This window comes from Methylobacterium sp. Leaf87 (assembly GCF_001422775.1).
In the GTDB taxonomy this organism is placed as follows: domain Bacteria; phylum Pseudomonadota; class Alphaproteobacteria; order Rhizobiales; family Beijerinckiaceae; genus Methylobacterium.
This window is the reverse complement of sequence record NZ_LMMI01000016.1, coordinates 24,636-42,729: the sequence shown is the minus strand read 5'-3', so window position 1 is coordinate 42,729 and position 18,094 is coordinate 24,636. Positions and strand designations below refer to the sequence as shown.

At 68.5% G+C, this 18,094-nt stretch carries 18 protein-coding genes and 1 tRNA gene; 8 read left to right on the top strand and 11 right to left on the bottom strand.

The features are described from left to right. Window positions 1–59 precede the first annotated feature (59 nt). The 3 genes from ASF22_RS11125 to htpG form a co-directional block, all read right to left on the bottom strand. Window positions 60–149: transfer RNA gene (locus ASF22_RS11125), tRNA-Ser, on the bottom strand. Window positions 150–232: 83 nt separating this feature from the next. After that, window positions 233–1,276 (bottom strand): glycosyltransferase family 4 protein, encoded by a 1,044-nt coding sequence (locus ASF22_RS11120; RefSeq protein WP_056264081.1) that lies wholly within the window; start codon window positions 1,274–1,276, stop codon window positions 233–235. A gap of 55 nt (window positions 1,277–1,331) precedes the next feature. Beyond that, window positions 1,332–3,188 carry a molecular chaperone HtpG gene (gene htpG, locus ASF22_RS11115; RefSeq protein WP_056264078.1) on the bottom strand — a complete coding sequence of 619 codons (1,857 nt, stop codon included), beginning with the start codon at window positions 3,186–3,188 and terminating at the stop codon, window positions 1,332–1,334. A gap of 223 nt (window positions 3,189–3,411) precedes the next feature. On the opposite strand from htpG, the gene ASF22_RS11110 reads away from it, so the two are divergent. Then, window positions 3,412–3,741 (top strand): hypothetical protein, encoded by a 330-nt coding sequence (locus ASF22_RS11110; protein WP_244474262.1) that lies wholly within the window; start codon window positions 3,412–3,414, stop codon window positions 3,739–3,741. 36 nt (window positions 3,742–3,777) lie between these two features. On the opposite strand, the gene ASF22_RS11105 is transcribed toward ASF22_RS11110, so the two are convergent. The 3 genes from ASF22_RS11105 to ASF22_RS11095 all read right to left on the bottom strand — a co-directional run bounded on the left by ASF22_RS11105 (window position 3,778) and on the right by ASF22_RS11095 (window position 7,221). After that, window positions 3,778–4,152 (bottom strand): hypothetical protein, encoded by a 375-nt coding sequence (locus tag ASF22_RS11105; protein WP_056264188.1) that lies wholly within the window; start codon window positions 4,150–4,152, stop codon window positions 3,778–3,780. A gap of 335 nt (window positions 4,153–4,487) precedes the next feature. After that, window positions 4,488–6,176 (bottom strand): methyl-accepting chemotaxis protein, encoded by a 1,689-nt coding sequence (locus ASF22_RS11100; protein ID WP_056264186.1) that lies wholly within the window; start codon window positions 6,174–6,176, stop codon window positions 4,488–4,490. Window positions 6,177–6,591: 415 nt separating this feature from the next. After that, on the bottom strand, window positions 6,592–7,221 hold the full coding sequence (locus tag ASF22_RS11095) for a TlpA disulfide reductase family protein (protein WP_056171289.1): 630 nt from the start codon (window positions 7,219–7,221) through the stop codon (window positions 6,592–6,594). A 54-nt stretch (window positions 7,222–7,275) separates the two neighbouring features. Here ASF22_RS11095 and argH point away from each other — a divergent pair, with 54 nt between their 5' ends. The 3 genes from argH (at window position 7,276) to ASF22_RS11080 (ending at window position 9,900) form a co-directional block, all read left to right on the top strand. Next, entirely contained in the window at window positions 7,276–8,664 is a 1,389-nt protein-coding gene (gene argH, locus ASF22_RS11090) for an argininosuccinate lyase (RefSeq protein ID WP_056171239.1), read from the top strand. A gap of 104 nt (window positions 8,665–8,768) precedes the next feature. Beyond that, a complete protein-coding gene (locus ASF22_RS11085) occupies window positions 8,769–9,101 on the top strand; it encodes a hypothetical protein (protein ID WP_056264075.1) in 333 nt (110 codons plus the stop codon). A 106-nt stretch (window positions 9,102–9,207) separates the two neighbouring features. Further along, entirely contained in the window at window positions 9,208–9,900 is a 693-nt protein-coding gene (locus ASF22_RS11080) for a hypothetical protein (protein WP_056264072.1), read from the top strand. 103 nt (window positions 9,901–10,003) lie between these two features. On the opposite strand, the gene ASF22_RS11075 is transcribed toward ASF22_RS11080, so the two are convergent. Then, window positions 10,004–10,264: a hypothetical protein gene (locus ASF22_RS11075; protein WP_082483644.1), complete on the bottom strand. Its 261-nt coding sequence runs from the start codon at window positions 10,262–10,264 to the stop codon at window positions 10,004–10,006. A 476-nt stretch (window positions 10,265–10,740) separates the two neighbouring features. Then, entirely contained in the window at window positions 10,741–11,448 is a 708-nt protein-coding gene (locus ASF22_RS11070; RefSeq protein WP_244473764.1) for an HAD family hydrolase, read from the bottom strand. A gap of 156 nt (window positions 11,449–11,604) precedes the next feature. Here ASF22_RS11070 and ASF22_RS11065 point away from each other — a divergent pair, with 156 nt between their 5' ends. The 3 genes from ASF22_RS11065 to ASF22_RS11055 all read left to right on the top strand — a co-directional run bounded on the left by ASF22_RS11065 (window position 11,605) and on the right by ASF22_RS11055 (window position 13,338). Further along, entirely contained in the window at window positions 11,605–11,925 is a 321-nt protein-coding gene (locus tag ASF22_RS11065; RefSeq protein ID WP_056171245.1) for a hypothetical protein, read from the top strand. Between the two features lie 195 nt (window positions 11,926–12,120). Next, the gene (locus ASF22_RS11060) at window positions 12,121–12,381 is read left to right on the top strand and encodes a hypothetical protein (protein ID WP_056171246.1); all 261 of its coding nucleotides are present in this window, start codon (window positions 12,121–12,123) and stop codon (window positions 12,379–12,381) included. 18 nt (window positions 12,382–12,399) lie between these two features. Then, window positions 12,400–13,338, top strand: a complete 939-nt coding sequence (locus tag ASF22_RS11055) for an ABC transporter ATP-binding protein (protein ID WP_056264069.1) — start codon at window positions 12,400–12,402, stop codon at window positions 13,336–13,338. Between the two features lie 21 nt (window positions 13,339–13,359). Here ASF22_RS11055 and ASF22_RS11050 read toward each other — a convergent pair whose 3' ends face one another. Continuing rightward, complete coding sequence (locus tag ASF22_RS11050; protein WP_056171250.1) at window positions 13,360–14,643, bottom strand: PQQ-dependent sugar dehydrogenase; 1,284 nt, start codon at window positions 14,641–14,643, stop codon at window positions 13,360–13,362. A 577-nt stretch (window positions 14,644–15,220) separates the two neighbouring features. Here ASF22_RS11050 and trxA point away from each other — a divergent pair. Next, complete coding sequence (gene trxA / locus ASF22_RS11045; protein ID WP_056088302.1) at window positions 15,221–15,541, top strand: thioredoxin; 321 nt, start codon at window positions 15,221–15,223, stop codon at window positions 15,539–15,541. 138 nt (window positions 15,542–15,679) lie between these two features. On the opposite strand, the gene ASF22_RS11040 is transcribed toward trxA, so the two are convergent. Together ASF22_RS11040 and ASF22_RS11035 are read right to left on the bottom strand one after the other, a co-directional pair. Continuing rightward, window positions 15,680–16,561 (bottom strand): porin family protein, encoded by an 882-nt coding sequence (locus ASF22_RS11040; protein WP_056171252.1) that lies wholly within the window; start codon window positions 16,559–16,561, stop codon window positions 15,680–15,682. 201 nt (window positions 16,562–16,762) lie between these two features. Further along, complete coding sequence (locus ASF22_RS11035; protein WP_056264067.1) at window positions 16,763–18,088, bottom strand: folylpolyglutamate synthase/dihydrofolate synthase family protein; 1,326 nt, start codon at window positions 18,086–18,088, stop codon at window positions 16,763–16,765. Between the last annotated feature and the right edge of the window lie 6 nt (window positions 18,089–18,094).

Here is an 18,094-nt window from a genome sequence, read left to right as displayed (position 1 = left end):
GGCCGCGAAGTCGCTGTTTCCCTTGGAGATGTCTGAAAAATAAGGCTTTTCAGGTGTTTTGGCGGAGAGGGGGGGATTCGAACCCCCGATGCCCTTGCAGGCATGCCGCATTTCGAGTGCGGTGCATTCAACCGCTCTGCCACCTCTCCGCGGGGGCCTCAATGAGACGAGCGCGGCTTAGCATGGGTCGTGTGAGAGTCACAAGGCGGGCGAGGGAGAAAAGTCGCGGCGCTCAGGGCGCGGCGCGAAAGGTGTTCATTTGCGCCCGCAGGGTCTCGGCGAAGCGGGTGGCGTCGTGGCGGTCGCGGATGCGGGCGGCGAGGTTGGTGGGTGGGGGCGTTCGGGCGGCGGCCAGGATCGCGGCGGCGAGGGAATCCGGTATCAGGGCGACGAGGCTGTCAATGTCGGCCTCCGTCCCCGCCAGGAGGGCGCGGTGGGCGGGGATGTCGCTCGCCGCGATGGGGAGGCCGCGGGCGAGGGCCTCCACCAGGGCGAGGGGCTGGGCTTCGGCGCGGGAGGGAAAGACCGCGAGACCGATTCCGGCGAATGCGGTGTCCGACGCACGTTCGCCCGCGAACGTGACGGCTGCGTCGAGGTTCAGGGTGGCGATCCGGGCGCGCAGCAGGGCGGCGAAGTCCGCATCGAGTTCCGGCCCGACCAGGGTCAGATGGGCCTGCGGATACACCGTCCGAAGGCGAGCGAGGGCCTCCACGGCGAGATCCTGGCCCTTGCGCGGCACGAGGGCACCGACCACCGCGAGGGTCGACAGAGGATCGCCCTGCGGCGTCGGCAACGGGGCAAGTGGCGGAAGCGGGTTCGGGATCAGGACCGCCGGCAAGCCCACCGGCGGCGCGATGTGGGGGCTGATGCGGATGCAGGCGTCCGCCAGGGCGACGCGGAGGCGCGCTGCACGGCCCCGGCCGGCATCGGCGTGGAGGTGCCAGAGCACGAAGGGGCGTGGACGCAGGCTCCGGGCAGCGAGGCCGTAGACGTAGAGGGACGGCTCGTCGTGGACGTGGATCACGTCCGGACGCAGGCGGCGGAGGGCCAGGGTTTCGCGCGCCACGAGACCGGCGAAGCGCGGCAGAACGGCGAGCTTGCGCCATCGGCTCGAGAGCGGCCGGGACGGGAACAGCGCCGGGCTGCGCTCGTCGGCCTCCGCGAGGGGCGCCCGCACGGTGACGGCATGGGCGGGGCGGAGGGCCTCCGCCGCCGCGAGCAGCACCCGCGTGGAGCCACCGCGGGTGTCGTACAGGGTGGGAAGCAGGATCTTCACGGGATCCGGCGCGCCCGAGCCCGCGCGATGGAGCCGGGTCGGGCGCGCCGTGCGATCATGCGGCGGTTGTCGAAGGGCCGGTCGAGGCGTCGGCCAGGGCGGCCGCCACCTTGCGAGCGAAGGCGACGGGGTCGCGCGGCGTGTCGCCGTCCTGGACCCGGGCGAGGTCGAGGAGGGTGCCGGCGGCATCCGAAATGTCGGCCTCCGCCGCGACCCGGTCGGCCAGCGACCGGATCAGGGGATGGCGCGGATTGATCTCGAGGACCGGCAGACTGCCGCCGCCGCGCCCGGCCCGGCGCAGGAGCCGCTGCATCTGCAGATCCGGCCCGGCGCCGGAGGCGGAAAGCACCACGGCGCTCTCGACCAGGCGGCCCGTGGCGCGCACCTCGGAGACGTCCGCCGTCAGCGCAGCCTTCAACGCCGTCACCAGGGCCTCGACGGAGGCCGAGACCTCGGCGCCGTCTTCAACGCCAGCGAACTTCGCGAGGTCGACAGCGCCCTGCGTGATGGAACGCAGGGGTTTGTCGTCGAACCGGCCGAGGGTTTCGGGCCAGAACGCGTCGACATGGTCGGAGAGCAGCAGCACCTCGACGCCGCGGGCGCGGAAGCCTTCGAGCTGGGGCGAATTCCGCAGGGCGTCGGCATCGTCGGCGACGAGGTAGTAGATCGCCTCCTGGCCGTCCTTCATCCGCGCCACGTAATCGGGGAGCGAGGTCCACCCCTCCACGGCGGAAGAGTGGAAGCGCAGGAGCGGGGCGATCTCGGCCCGGCGCTCATGGTCCTCGTAGATGCCCTCCTTGAGGACGGGGCCGAAGTTCTCCCAGAACGGCGTGTAGCCCTCCGCGTCCTTGGCCCGGTTGGTGAGCTCGGTCAGGACTCGGCCCGTCACCGCGCGGCGGATCTTGGTGAGCACCGGAGTCGCCTGCAGCATCTCGCGGGAGACGTTGAGCGGCAGGTCTTCGGTGTCGACCACGCCCTGGACGAATCGCAGCCAGGAGGGCAGCAGTTCGGCCTCGTCGGTGATGAACATGCGCCGGACGTGCAGGCGCACCTTGCTGGCGCGCTCGTTCTCCACGGCCTGGAACGGCTTCATGCCGGGTACGAACAGCAGCGCCGAGAATTCGAGGGCGCCTTCGGCCCGCCAGTGCAGGGTCGCCCACGGCTCATCGAAGTTCATGCCGACATGGCGGTAGAACGCCGTGTACTGCTCGGGCGTGATCTCGGATTTCGCCTTGCGCCACAGGGCGGTGCCCTGGTTGATCGTCTCCTCCTTGCCCTCCTCGACGAGGGCGATGGGTACGGTGATGTGGTCGGCCCATTTGCGCACGACGTGGTCGAGTCGGTAGCCTTCGAGGTACTCGCCGGCATCCTCCTTCAGGTGGAGCACGATGTCGGTACCGGGCTCGGGGCGCGTCGCCGGCTCGAGGGTGTAGCTGCCCTGACCTTCCGAGGCCCAGGTCCAGGCCTCGTCCGATCCGGCACGGCGCGACGTGACGGTGACACGGTCGGCAACCATGAAGGCGGAGTAGAAACCGACGCCGAACTGGCCGATGAGGCTCGGCCGGTCCTCCGCCTTGGCGTCCCCGAGGGACTGGCTGAAGGCGCGCGTGCCCGAGCGCGCGATGGTGCCGAGGTTCTGAGCGAGCTCGGCCTTGGTCATGCCGATGCCGGCATCCGACAGGGTCAGGGTGCGGGCGTCCTTGTCGGGGACGATGCGGATCTTGGCGTCGGGCGGCAGGGCGGAGGCCGCATCCGTGAGGGCCTCGAAGCGGCGCCGGTCCATGGCGTCGGCCGAATTCGCCACGAGTTCGCGTAGGAAGATCTCACGGTCGGAATAGAGGGCGTGGACCACGAGGTCCAACAGGCGCCCGACCTCGGAACCGAATTCGTGCCGCTCCACGGTGTCGCTCAAGGGTCCGCCTCCGAATGGTGTGATGGGAAGGGTATACCGGAACGGGCGTCCCCGCCGGGACATCCCCGACGGTGCCACTGCGACGGGGCTACCCGAATGCGCGCGATATGCGCGTGGGGGGGCGGAAATTCAATGCCGCACGTGGGTGCGGTGCAACCTTCGCGGCGTTCGAGCGTAGCCAAGCCTTCCCATCCCAACGCCAAGGAGACGCCGCGTGGAACCGATGAAGCCGATGAAACCCATGGAGCCGATGAAACCCATGGAGCCGATGAAACCCATGGAGCCGATGAAGCCCATGGAGCCGATGAAGGGCACCGAGCCTTGGTGGCCACGGGAGCTCGGCCAACCCGCCAGCAGCGGCGGCCAGAATGACATGCGCTACGCGTTCTTCCCCGATGCTCACCGTCTCCTCGTCGAGATCGACGGCCAGCGCACCACCTACGACAGCGGCGATCACCGGATCTCCGGCGTCCAGCAAACCAACGGAACGGCGCCGCGCTTCTCGAGCCAGAACGGCGACGTCGCCCTCAACGACCTGAAGGTCGTCGACTGACACCACGGAGACGGCCCAGCGTCGCCATCGGGTCTATCAGATGTGGGCGGCGACGCGTTGGCCATGATCGCCGAGGCCACGCTTAGCCGCCTGGGCGTTGACGATCCCGAACCGCAGGACCGCCTGTTCGAGATAGTCGATGGCATCCGTGAGGCGTGTCCGCGCGGCTGCCAGCGCCTCAGCGCCATCCTCGGGCCTTGTCTCGGCCAGCCCGACCGCTGCGATGAGAACGCGGTCCCGCTCCTCCTCGATGCGACGGTCGCGCTCCACATGGCCTCGGACATCCGCATCGAAGGCCTCGATCACAGCCCACGGTAACTGTTCGGCGCCGCCCAAACCGGAGAATGCTTTTGCTCGACGGCGGCCCGTAGCCGTAGCGCGTGCAACCTCTTCCGCGAGCTTGGTGGTCATGTGCATTACCCATCGAGTGCCATGGCCAGTCGCATGCTCGGAGCGCTGGCACCGTTGCGGTGGTTTTAGCACCACCTGGGCATTTTGATATCGAACGGCAGCTGGAAGCGCCGTCGGTAGTGGGACACAGGACTGGCGGGATGAGGTTAGCGAACGACCGTTCGATGATGGCCTGCCGCGAGGCAGGTGGTCATTTTCTAACCGACCCGCCCGACGGTGCTCGGCGAGAAGGTCACCGTTCGTGTGAGACGGGCATCGAAACCGGGGTGCTCGGATGCGATCCGGATGGATGCCGGGCCGTCGCCGGATCGTGCTCTTTCGGAGAAAATCAAGCGTCAGGCGGCGCGCACCGTGGCGAGAAAGTGGGACACCTGGGCGCTGAGATCTTCGGATTGGCGCGACAGTTCCGATGCGGAGGAGAGGACCTGCGCGGCGGCGGCGCCGGTCTCCTCGGCCGCCATCGCGACGCCGGTTACGTTGCGGGTGACCTCCCCGGTTCCGGCGGCGGCTTCGCTGACGTTGCGGGCGATCTCCTGGGTCGCGGCGCCCTGCTGTTCGACGGCCGCCGCGATGGAATTCGCCACGTCGCTGATCTCGCGGATGCGGGTCGTGATCCCCGCGATGGCCGTGACCGCCTGACCCGTCGAAGCCTGGATCCGGCCGATCTGACCGGTGATCTCGTCGGTGGCCCGGGCTGTCTGGTTGGCGAGTTCCTTCACTTCCGAGGCGACCACGGCGAAGCCCCGTCCGGCCTCGCCGGCGCGTGCCGCCTCGATGGTGGCATTGAGCGCCAGGAGGTTGGTCTGGCCCGCGATGGTCGAGATCAGCGCGACCACATCGCCGATGCGGGCCGCCGTCTCGCTGAGGTCGCGCACCAGGGCAGCGGTCTCGCTCGCTTCGGACACGGCGAGGCGCGACAGCTTCGCCGACCCGTGGACCTGCCGGCCGATCTCCGCGACGGAGGAGCCGAGCTCCTCGGCGGCCGCGGCGACGGTCGTGACGTTCCTGGCCGCTTCGTCCGATGCCACGGCCACGCCCGTCGAGCGTTCCGCGGTCTCGGAGGCCGTGGCAGAAAGGCTGCCAGCCGTCGCCTGGAGTTCGGTCGCCGCAGCGCTCACCTGCGCGACGATGCCGCCCACCGCCGCCTCGAACCGATCGGCGAGGCCGAGGGTCGCCGACCGGCGCTGGGCTTCGGCGTCCAGGCGGGCGAGGCGGGATTCCTCCTCAAGGACACGGGTCGCGATGATGTTGTCCTTGAACACCTGGACGGCGCTCGCCATCGCGCCGATCTCGTCGCCCCGACCGGCGCCCGGAACGGTGATCCCGGTGTCGCCGTCAGCGAGGCGGCCCATGGTCTCCGTCATCCGGCGCAGGGGCCGACTCACGCCGAGGGCGAGACCGGCGGCGGCGCCACCGGCGATCACCAAGGCGACGCCGACGAGGATCAGGGTGGTGAGGAGTGCCGTGTCGTAGGTGTCCTGCGCATGGGCGCCGCTCACGCTCGCCTCGCGCTCCTCGAGTTCGGCCATCTTCTGCAGGGGGCCGAGCACCAGATTCACCCCCGTCGACATGTCGGTGTTGTAGATGCGTTGCGCCGTGGCGGTCTCTCCGGCCTTCACGTGCGCGATGACGGAGGCCTGCAACGCCTTGTAGGCGACCCAACTCGTCCGGAAGGCCGCCGTCAGGGCTTCGGCCTCCGGTGATTTCGACCGCGCTTCGAATGCGGTTTGGAGGGTGGTCATTTCGGCCTCGCGCTTGGTCAGGGTCGCGAGGATCTCCGCGCGCAGCTCGGGCGTATCGGCGGTGATCACCCGGGCTCCGTTGGTACGGGTCCGCAGGACCAGGACCTGGATCTTGCCGAGGAGTTGGATGTTCGGCAGGCGCTCGTCGCGCATCTCGCGTGCGACGGTGTTCACGGCGTGCAACTGCAAGAGTGCCGAGCCTCCGATTCCCGCAACGAGCAGAAATACGAGGCCGAAGCTCAGGAACAGCTTCGTCCGGATAGACAATGTGCCGAGGAACATGATGCGCGAGCCATACTGATGGTGGACCGACAAACGATGCCTGCAGAACGTTAAATAAGTTCTCCACTTGTTGAGACGAATGTCTTACAAGCAAAATTCAGCAATCATTTCCGTCGATCCAATAATCGGCATCAATACGTGATCGAATTCCCGCACTCAGATAACTAAGGACGCAGAAATCCTTGTTAGTTTGGAATTTTCGAAGATTTACAACCTGGATGATTGGGCGAGAGTCTATTTCTCACCCAATTTCCTGGAATGACGTCGGCGAACACCATCTCGATGATTTCGAGTGGCTTTTACAACGGCGAGTTGATCGGCGAACTCCCGTTCGAAAATCCGGTGCCTGCCGCCACGCCGCGATCGCGACGCGCGAGAGGGGCGGCCCGACGGGACGCCCCCCGCTCCGATGTCCTTACCCGCGCCCCAACGCCGCCGAGATGAGCCGCAATCCATCGGCGCTGTCCCATTCGGCCGGCCCTTTCATCACCCCGAGGGTGCAACCGGCGCCATCGATCAGAAGGGTCGTCGGCAGGCCGAGGGACCCGGTGGCCTTCTGGATCGCCGGCAGGACGCGCCCGCCCGGATCGGCGTAGTAGGTGAGTTCGGCGATGCCGTTCTGGGTCAGCCAGGCCGGCGGTGCGTCGAGGTTGCGTGTGTCGATGTTGATGGCCACCACGGAGAAATCGGCGCCGCCGAGTTGCGCCTGAAGCCGGTCGAGGGCCGGCATCTCGGCCTTGCACGGCGCGCACCAGGTCGCCCACAGGTTGACGAGCCGGAGGCCCTTGATCCCCTCCAGGGTGGCCTCGGTGCCGTTCGGTCCCTTGAACGCCAGGGCGGGTGCGGCGACCGGCTTCTGTGAGACCTGCAGGGCGGCCACCTGGCCGCGCGCCAGCGGCGCGATCCGGCTAGCCGCCTCGGCGGAACCTGCACAGGGCGCGGCGGAGTTGCCGCCGGTCGAGCCCGTCCCGTATACGGCAAGCCCCGCGCCGAGCGCGGCGACGAGGATGGCTCCGGCGGCCAGTGTGAAGCGGGCGCCGGGCATCATCGTTGCGTCTCGGGCTTGGCAGGCGGGGCGACTGGAAGGATCAGGGACAGCATGAGCAACCGGATGTGGGGCGGGCGCTTCGCGAGCGGCCCCGCCGAGATCATGGAGGAGATCAACGCCTCCATCGGGTTCGACAAGCGCCTCGCGCCCCAGGACATCCGCGGCTCCCTGGCGCACGTAGCGATGCTGGGGCAGGCCGGCATCCTGCCTGCCGCCGATGTGGCGGCGATTCAAGACGGTCTCAAGGCCGTGCGCGATGAAATCGAAGCCGGCGGCTTCGTGTTCAAGCGCGAACTCGAGGACATCCACATGTCCATCGAGAGCCGGCTGACCGAGATCGTCGGCCCGGCGGCCGGGCGGCTGCACACGGCGCGCTCACGTAACGATCAGGTGGCCACCGACATGAAGCTGTGGGTGCGCGACACCCTCGACGGCCTCGACATCCAGGCCGCCGGCCTCCAGCGGGCGCTGGCCGAAAAGGCGCTAGCCCATGCCGGTACGGTGATGCCGGGCTTTACCCACCTGCAATCGGCCCAGCCGGTCACTTTCGGCCACCATTGCCTCGCCTATGTCGAGATGCTGGCGCGCGACCGCGGCCGGTTCCGTGATGCCCGTGCCCGTCTCAACGAGTGTCCTCTGGGTGCCGCCGCGCTCGCCGGTACGTCCTTCCCCATCGACCGGCACGCCACCGCCGCGGCCCTGGGTTTCGACCGGCCGACGGCGAACTCCCTCGATTCCGTGGCCGACCGCGACTTCGCCCTCGAATCCCTCGCCGCTGCTTCGATCTGCGCCGTGCATCTCTCGCGCTTTGCCGAGGAACTCGTCGTGTGGACCTCGGCACAGTTCGATTTCGTGCGCCTGTCGGACGGTTATACCACCGGCTCGTCGATCATGCCGCAGAAGCGCAACCCGGACGCGGCCGAACTGGTCCGGGCCAAATCCGGACGCGTCATCGGCGCCCTCACGGGCCTTCTCGTCGTGATGAAGGGCCTGCCGCTCGCCTATTCCAAGGACATGCAGGAAGACAAGGAGGGTACGTTCGACGCCCTCCAGGCCCTGTCCCTGTGTCTTGCCGCCATGACCGGCATGGTGCGCGACTTGGAGCCCAACGCCCCCGTTCTCGCGCGCGCCGCCGGCTCCGGCTACGCCACGGCCACGGACCTCGCCGATTGGCTCGTGCGGGAACTCGGCTTGCCGTTCCGTGAGGCCCACCACGTCACCGGTCGCCTCGTCGGGACTGCCTCCGCTCGGAGCGTCGGCCTCGAGGAGCTGACCCTCGACGAGATGCAGGCGGCCGAGCCGCGGATCACCGACGCGGTCTATGCGGTCCTGGGCGTGGAGAACTCGGTGTCGAGCCGCACGAGCTACGGCGGGACGGCCCCGGACAATGTGCGGGCCCAGGCCACGCGCTGGCTCGAACAACTCGGGAAAGACGCCTGAGAACCCGGCCCGCACGAAAAAAGCTGGGCGGTGACGCGTGGCGTTCACGGCCCAGCTATGTGATCCTGCCTAGACCAGGCCCGAGCCCTTCGGAGATCGCGCGCATGCCCGTCGAGAGTTGGATTACGCCGGACGACACCCCCGTTTTCGCGGCGCAGGCCACGGACCGCATCGACGTCGCCCTGGCTCGCCTCGGCGAGGCCGAGCGTGCCGCGTTCTGGGCCTCCGTTCGCAAATGCTACAACACGCCGTATAACGATCCGAAGCCGCGCCCCCTACCGACGGTGCAGATCACCGCTCCGGTGCCGTCGCCGCCTCCGGTCCAGTCCATCGCTCAGGCGCAGACCATCCCCCTCGAACGGCCGATGCCAGGCCGCGACGTTCCGATGGCCGCGATGCCGGTCCCCAGCTTTGCCATCGAGGCCCACGCGTCCTGAGGGCCGGCCGTGGACCCAAACAACATCGATGCGAAGGCAGAGCGCCGGAGCATCGCACCGGTCGAGCAGTCCGGTCCGATGCCCGCGCGTCCCACAAGGTTTCCCCATGCACCTCGACGTCCGCCGCTGCCTCATCCTCGGGCTCTCGACGGCCCTCCTGTGCGGGCCGACCGCCCTGACCGGCGCCGGATCGCCCCTCGGCGCCGGCGTCGCCCAGGCGCAGGAGGCGGCTCCCGAGGAAGCCGAATCCCCACGCAAGCGCCGCCGTACGCGCGACGCGAAGGGCACGGCCAAGCCCGTGTCGGCGCCGGGAATGCAGCAGGCGACCCCCGTGGCGATCTTCGGAGATTGGAACGTCTTCGCCAGCGGGCAGGGCAGGACGCGGGTCTGCTACGCCATCGCCCAGCCGACGACGCGCTCGCCCAAAACCCTCAAGCGGGACACGGCCTACCTGTTCGTCACCGTTCGCAAGGCCGAGAACATCCAGAACGAGGTCGCGGTGATGCTGGGCTTCCCGGCCAAGCCCGCCGGAAGTCAGGCAGGTGGCGCCGCCAAACCCGGCGCGGCCGCGACGGACCCGGCGATCCACCTCGGCGCCACGCGCTACGGCCTCGTGACCAAGGACAACAACGCCTGGCTGCAGAACCAGGCCGAGGAAGCGCGCGTCGTCACCGAGATGGCCCGCACGGCCAAGCTTCAGGTCAGAACCACGTCCCTCAAGGGAAATCCGACGAGCGACGAATACGCTCTGGCAGGCTTCAACGAAGCCATGAAGCGCACCCGCGACGAGTGCAAGTGAACGGGCACTTGTGAACAGGCGCTACTGAGCACGCGAACTTCGACGCGGGAAAGCCGCGCCTCCGAAAGGGCACGGCGTTCCGTTTCGATCGCGTGCGGGCGTCTCAGACGGCGCGCAGGCGTCTGTCCTGCACCGGGCGGCCCCGCGCACCCGACCGGGCCCGGAACCGCTCGCGCGCGGCGCGTGCCGCCTGCTCGACGCTGCCGAACACCGTCCCGTCGAGGGGGTCGAAATCGCGCTGCGAGGAGAAGAATCGCACGCCGCCATTCTCAGGTACCGCGATTCCGGCCGTCACCTCTCCGATCTCGATGACTCGCGTCGGCGCGGGCACTTGCGCGGCGCGGAGCGACCGATCGACGTGCAGTTCGTTGCGAGCCCGGATGGCCTGCAGCTCGGTGAGCGGCGGAACGGCGGGACGGCGATTCAGGGCGCGGGCGGTGGTTTCAGCGTGATGATACGACATGGGATCGGAAATTCCTGATGCCGGCGCGCGGCCGGACTTCGCATTGCGGGACGGTCCATTGTGTGGTCAGCGTCGACAGCAATCGCGGGTGTTCAGGTAAGACCGAGGTAGGAATACAGTCAGCACGGCAAGTCATCCTCATCGAGCAAGGACCCCGAGGCGCGGGCGCATCGCAGTGCTTTAGCGTTTGGTGACGCGGCGCAAGCTACACACTTCAAATCACCGCGGTGCAGAGGCGGTGAAATTCGCCGCCGAACACCCCAAAGATGCTGTGCGGCGGCCTATTCGTCAACGGATCGATCTTTCGAATGCATGGTCCAACGTGGCAGGATGCGCCTCCAACGAGGTCCCGCACGATGGCTTCCTTCGGTTGGGCGTCAGGCGGTGGCAACCACCTCCGCAAAGGCCGAAAAATCGGTGAACACCCGCGCGGCACCGGCGGCGATGAGATCGGCGCCCGTGCGGTCGTGGGCCCAGTGGCCGCCGCCGACGAAGCCGACGACACGCATGCCCGCCGCCCGGGCCGCCTGCACGCCCGGCACGCTGTCCTCGACGACGAGGCAGGCGCCCGGCCGAATGCCCATGGCGGCGGCGGCATGGAGGAACAGGTCCGGCGCCGGCTTGCCGCGCGCCACCATCGTGGAGGAGTAGACCCGGTCCCCGAACAGGGGCAACAGGCCCGTCAGTCCAAGGGTATGAGACAGGCGGACCGGATCGCTGCTGGACGCGACGCAGTGCGGCAGGGAAAGGCCCGAAATGGCCAGCGCTACGCCGGGCATCGCCGTGAGGCCTTCGTCGAAGGCCCGTAGGGTGTCGGCCTTGACCACATCCACGAAGTCGTCCGGCACGGTGACGGGGTAATCGCGCACGATATGCGCCATGATCGAGACCATCGACGTACCGGCGAAGCGCACGCGGACGGTGTCGACGTCTATGGGCACACCGATGCGGTTGAGTCCGAAGGTGAGGCGAGCGAGGCTGATCGGCTCGCTGTCCACCAGCACACCGTCGCAATCGAAGATCACGAGCGCGAGGGTGGCATGCGGATCGGTCCGAGCGAGTTCGGTCGAAGTCTGTTGGATCAAGGCGGGTCCCCCGGGCGGCGGCGCTGGTTTCGCACGTGCGAGACAGGCACGGCAATGCGGCTCTCGCCGCCCGGATCGCCGGGACCTTGCACGGGAAGTCGGGCGCTCGTACTCAGGCAGCGGCCGGCGCGACGCCGGCGGGTGTGACCGGGTGCGATGCTTCGTTTCCTCAGCCGCTTCCTCGGCCTCGTTCTCCTCGCAGGGGGGTTCGTTGGCCTCGTCTATGACGGTGCCCGGTCCATCGCCAACAACGGCGTGCGGATGACGAGCCTGAGTGATCTGCTGTTCACATTGTTCAAGGATCGGGCGAGCGCGCTCCAGGGGGCAGTCGAGGGGGTAGCCCCCTGGCTTTGGCAGATCCTGGTACTTCCCCTCACTCTGGCCCCGGCCGCTCTCCTCGGTCTGGGGTTCGGAGCGGTCCTGCTCTGGCTCGGCCAGCCCGGCCGCGAACCCATTGGTTTCCTCAGCCGGTCTTGAGGCGAAGATCGATCTTCGGCATTCGCGCTCGGACGAGCCCCTTAATCCCCCAAGCTACGTGCCGTCGCGCACGCCACAGACGGCCCAACGTTTGCGCGCGATGGGGCGGGCCTTATGATCGTGCGTTCGCTCGCGGGTGGATCGCCGCGCGCGGGATCGCCGTGCGTCACATCCTACGGATCTAGGGTCATCTCGATGTTCCGCCTCCTCGTCGCCGCCCTCGCCCTGCCGCTGCTGGCGGCCGCCGCCGTCGCCCAGGCGCCAGCCGCGCCGGGTGGCCGCACGGTGACAGCCACCGGCGTCACCAAGCCGCCGGGCCGGGCCGGCAACGCACCGTTCACCCGTGCCAACACCGAGGCCGATATGGCCAAGGCGCAGCGCGCAGCCGCGACGCGCGACAAGGCATGGGATTCGAAGATGCGCACCACCATGGGGTCCATCTGCAAGGGCTGCTGACGGCGCAGGCGACACGGGATGATCCGATTCACAGGCGTCTCGAAGCGTTTTGCGGATGCCGCCCGCCCCGCCGTCGACGCCATCCACCTGACGATTCCGGAGGGCGAGACCTGCGCGCTCATCGGCCCGTCGGGCTGCGGTAAGTCGACGACCCTGCGGATGGTGAACCGGCTGGTCGAGCCGGATGCGGGCACCATCCACCTCGCGGGTGAGGCTCTCTCCGGCATCGAGCCGATCCGCCTGCGCCGCCGCATCGGCTACGTGCTCCAGGGCGTCGGATTGTTCCCGCATTGGACCGTGGCCCGCAACATCGCGACCGTGCCCGAGCTTCTCGGCTGGTCGAAAACTCGCACCGCCGCGCGTATCGACGCGATGCTTGACCTCGTCGGCCTCGATCCCGACGAATTCCGGGGCCGCCGGCCGGACGCACTCTCGGGCGGGCAGCGTCAACGCGTCGGCGTCGCCCGGGCTCTGGCCGCCGATCCGCCGGTCCTGCTCATGGACGAACCCTTCGGCGCCGTCGATCCCGTGGCGCGCGGTCGCCTCCAGACCGAGATCGGCGCGATACTGAAGCGCCTGAACAAGACCGTGATCCTGGTGACGCACGACCTCGACGAGGCCGTTCGAATGGGAGACCGGATCGTCCTCATGCGGGATGGCCGCATCATCCAGGCCGATACGCCCGATCGTCTGCTCGCACGACCAGCCGACGGGTTCGTGGCGGACTTCGTCGGGCCTGACCGGGCCCTCCGGCGTCTCGCCGGCCTCGACGTCGGTGATCTCGCCCGGCTTGGATCCAGCGAGGACGGGCCGGTCATCGCGTACGATGCTCCCGTGCGCGATGCTCTTTCGCTCATGCTGGAAACGGGTGCCGATCACGTCCGCGTGGCGGGGCTGGACGAGCCGTCGAGCCTCAGTCTCGCGGCCATCCGCGCCGCCTCGGCGCCCGCCGGTTAACCCGGCGGGCTTCGCGCGGCCTCAGGTGCCCGGCGTCAGCTTCAGGATCTTGCCACCGGCACCATCGGTGACGGCATACACCGCACCGTCGGGCCCGACCTTCACGTCACGGATGCGTTCACCCAGGGGAATGCGCTCCTCGGTGACCACCTTGTCGCCGTCGAGCTTGATCGCCACGAGGCCACCGCTGGAGAGGCCACCGATGAGGAAGGCATCCTTCCAGGCCGGGAACTTGTCGCCGGTGTAGAGCGCCATGCCGGAGGGGCCGATCACCGGGTCCCAGTAATAGACCGGTTGGGCGGTGCCGCCCGCCTGGGTCTTGCCCTCACCGATCTTCTCGCCGGAATACTCGATGCCGTAAGTCACCTCGGGCCAGCCGTAATTCACGCCGGGTCGCGGCCGGTTGAGTTCATCGCCGCCGCGCGGACCGTGCTCGACGGTCCAGAGCCGCCCCTGCGGGTCGAGGGCGGCGGACTGGACATTGCGATGCCCGTAGGACCAGATCTCGGGTTTGGCCTTCTCGCCGCCCGTGAACGGGTTGTCCTTGGCGGCATTGCCGTCGGTGTCGATACGGAAGACCTTGCCGAGGCCGCTTGTGAGATCCTGGGCCTGGACCCGCGGGCCCTTGTCGGAGCGCTCGCCCACGGTGACGAACAGCTTGCCGTCCGGTGCGAAGACGAGACGCGAGCCGAAGTGCTTGTCGCCGTCGTAGGTGGGCATCTGACGGAAGATCACCTTCACCTCGTCGAGGCGAGCGACGCCCTTGTCCTCGATGAGCTTGGCGCGAGCCACCGTCGTGCCGTTCCCCTTCTCCCGCGGTTCGGCATAGCTGAAATAGATCAACCGATCGGCGACGAAGCTCGGGCTCAGCGCGACATCGAGAAGACCGCCCTGGCCCTTCGCATCGACCTTCGGCACGCCGGGGATCGGTGCACCGGGCGTGCCGTCCTTCGAGAGGATCCGCAGGGTGCCGCCCTTCTCGGTGACCAGCATGCGGCCGTCGGGCAGGAACTCGAGGGCCCACGGACTGTCGAGGCCCTTGGCCACCGTTTCCGTCTTGACCTTGGTGGCCTCGGCGGGCTTCGGCGCCCGGGTCTGGTTCGGCAGAAGCGGCTTATAGGTCGTGTTGGGTGCCTCGGTCTCGGCGGGCGTCGTGCCGGCGGCGTCGGAGGTCGGCGCAGTGAAGGCCTCGCCCTCGACCCGTGGCTGCCGAGGTGCGGTACCGCCCGCCTCCTGTGCGATGGCGCCCAAGGGGGGACCGGCGAGGGCGAGGGTCGCGAGCAGGGTCTGGGAGATGCGCTTCACGTCGGATTGTCCTCCATGGCGGCGAGATGCCGTGTCCGGTCCTATCGCAATCGGGTCTTGTCGTGGCCTGACTTTGCCGAGACTGGATCCTACCATGTCCAGCCGACCCACGAACGGGGCAGCCGAACGCTCCCGTCCGGCTGCCGAAGCGCGCACGGGTAGAGAGCACATGGGGCCAGAGGGGCAGTTTGGCGAGTCCCGCCGGGTGACGGAGCGCGGCCATTCGCGAGGGTGCGTCGGCCGGAGACTGCCGTGAGTGGCAAACGAGCCCACGCCTCCGACATTGTTCGGGGGGCAGGGATTCGGGGAGGCAGGGATTCGGGGAGGCAGGGATTCGGGGAGGCGGGGGTTCGAGGAGGCGGGGGTTCGAGGAGGCAAGGTTCGGTGGAGGCGAGCGCTCGGGTCGGTGGACAACGCATGAGGCGGCCGGTGTGCTGCCCTGCGGACGGCGCGCACCGCCTTGACCGCCCGACCCAGCATTGCCAAGTCTCGTGACGAAGCGCCGCCGACGATGCGGCGCACCCGCCCGACCCGGACGGGACGCGCTCCGGCGCGAAGGCATGCGAAAGGGACGAAGATGGCGACGGTGAAAGTGACCGACGCGAGTTTCGAGCAGGACGTTCTCAAGTCCGTCGAGCCCGTCGTGGTGGATTTCTGGGCGGAGTGGTGCGGTCCCTGCCGGCAGATTGGCCCGGCCCTCGAGGAGATCGCCACCGATCTCCAGGGGCGGGTGAAGATCGCCAAGGTGAATGTCGACGAGAACCCCGGCATCGCGGCGCAGTACGGCATCCGTTCGATCCCGACGCTGCTGATCTTCAAGAATGGCGAACTCGCCAGCCAGAAAGTCGGCGCGGCGCCGAAGGGCGATCTCTCGCGCTGGATTCAGGCGAGCGCTTAAGCGCGCCGTTGACCACTGGAAACCGAAAGCCCGGCGCTCGCGCGCCGGGCTTTTTTGTCCGTCGTCTCGGCCCCGAACAGAGAAGGCCCAGCCTTGCGGCCGGGCCTCCCAAGTTCCGGATACCGGAAGCGTTAGGGCCTAGTACGAGCCGAACTTGTAGTTCAGGCCGGCGCGGACGACGGCGAACTCGGTGTCGCGGCCACGCGTTCCGCCGGTAGCGGTAGCGTAGGGGGTGCCGGTGCGGAACTGCAGGCCGGTGCTGTTGGACACGGCGAACACGTTGCTGGCGGCGGTGCGATCGAGGTTCACGTACAGACCTTCGACCTTCAGCGTCACGGCGGACGAGCGGAAGAAGTTCAGGAAGGAGTCGGTCGGGAGAGCGTACTCGATACCACCGCCGGCAGCGTAGCCGGTGCGGAAATCGTCGTTGCCACGGAAGCCGCCGAACGAACGCTCGGCGCTGCCGGCGCCGTAGGCGAAGCCGCCGGTGCCGTAGAACAGGACGCGGTCGAAGGCGTAACCGATACGGCCGCGCACGGTGCCGAAGTAGTCGAGGCTGGAGATGCCGTTCGGGTTGACGAACGTCAGATCCGGGTTCGGGGTGCCGACGAAACCGGCGACGCGGTTGCGGTCACGACCGAAGTCGACGTACTGGGCGTCGGCCTCGACACCGATCACGAAGCCGGAGCCCGGCGTGAACTGGTAGTTGTAGCCGATCTGGCCACCGCCCGTGAAGCCTTCCTGCGAGCGGCTGTTGTTGTAGATCACAGCGCCGTTGCCGCCGACCAGGCCGGGAGCGCGGAAGATGCCCGAAGCGCCCGTGGCGACGACAGCCGGGGTGGCGACGTCGTTACCGGCGTCGAAGCCGTAACCGGCGTTGAAACCGGCGTAGAAGCCGGTCCAGGTGAACACCGGCACCGGCACGAACACCGGCGGAGCGGCGCGGCGCGGAAGGTCGGCGGCCGTGGCGGCAGCCGTGAGAGCCGTGAAGGCTGCGAAAGACGTCAGAAGCTTTTTCATTTTTTATGATCCCCAGCGAGTTGCCCGATCGAAGGGCAAGCTAACCGACTTTCCACAGCCAAGATGTAGCGTTGGAGCCACACTGGCGGGGCCGATAGCGGCCAGGCCGGTGAGGGACAGAGCATCCTGGCGGGCGCCGCGAGATCCCGGTCCCGACCGGTTTCCCCGTCGGCCGGCGCGTCGGAACTCTCGTGATCCTCTTCAGACCGGCGGCGTCCCGTTGGCGGTCAGGACTGCCCCGGCAAGGTAGAGGGAGCCACAGATGAGGATGCGCGGCGGCCGCTCGAACGCCGTGGCGCACAGGCTCTCCAGGGCCGCCTCGATGCCGGACGCCACATGAGCATCGAGGCCGACCTCGACGGCGATCTGCGCCACCTCGTCGGCCGGCCGCGCTGCCATCTGCCCGGCGATGGGAACGGCGATCAGGGTGCGGGCGAGGCCCACGAAGTTGCGCAGGAAGCCCTCTGCGTCCTTCGTCCCGAGCAGTCCGACGACGAGAACGAGGGGTACGTCGCTGCGCTCGCCGAGATCCGCCATGGCGGCGGCGAGGATGCGGCCGCCGTCGACGTTGTGGCCGCCGTCGAGCCAAAGCTCCGCCCCCTCCGGCACGAGTTCGGACAGGCGACCACGGTTGAGCCGCTGCAGCCGCCCCGGCCAATCGACGGTGTCGAGGCCGCGTTCGATGGCGGCGATCCCGATATCGCCGAAGCCCGCCGCCCGCAGGGCCGCGATGGCGGTGCCCGCATTGGTGAGCTGGTGCCGGCCGTTGAGGCGCGGGCGCGGCAGGTCGAACAGGTCGACCTCGTCTTGGAACACGAGTCGCCCGCGCTCGGCATGCACGGAGAAATCCTGGTTGCCGACCCGAATCGGATCGGCCCCGACGGCGTCGGCCAGCCGGCACAGGACCGAATCGGCCTCCACGTAGTCCTGCGCGGCGATCACCGCCGGGCAGCCGGACTTGAAGATGCCGGCCTTCTCCGTGGCCACCGCCTCGACGGTGTCGCCGAGATACTCGGCGTGGTCGCGCCCGATCGGGGTGACCACGGCGCAGGCCACCCGGTCGATGACGTTGGTGGCGTCCACGCGCCCACCCAGTCCGACCTCCAGCAGAAGCACGTCGGCGGGCGTCTCCGAGAACAGCAGGAACGCGGCGGCGGTGGTGATCTCGAACACCGTGATCGGCTCGCCGGCATTGGCGGCCTCGCATCGGGCGAGGGCGTCGGCGAGCTGATCCTCGGGCACGTACTGGCCGCCCCCCACCGCGCCGATGCGGATGCGCTCGTGGAATCGCACGAGGTGGGGCGAGGTGTAGACGTGGGCGGCAAGGCCTCCGGCTTCCAGGATCGCCCGCATGAACGCGATGGTTGAACCCTTGCCGTTGGTGCCGGCGACATGAATCACCGGCGGCAGCTTGCGCTCCGGATGGCCGAGGCGTTCGAGCAGGCGCTGGATACGACCGAGGGAGAGGTCGATCGTGCGCGGGTGCAGGGCGAGGAAGCGCGCCATGAGCGCGTCGGAGGAATCCATGGGCGT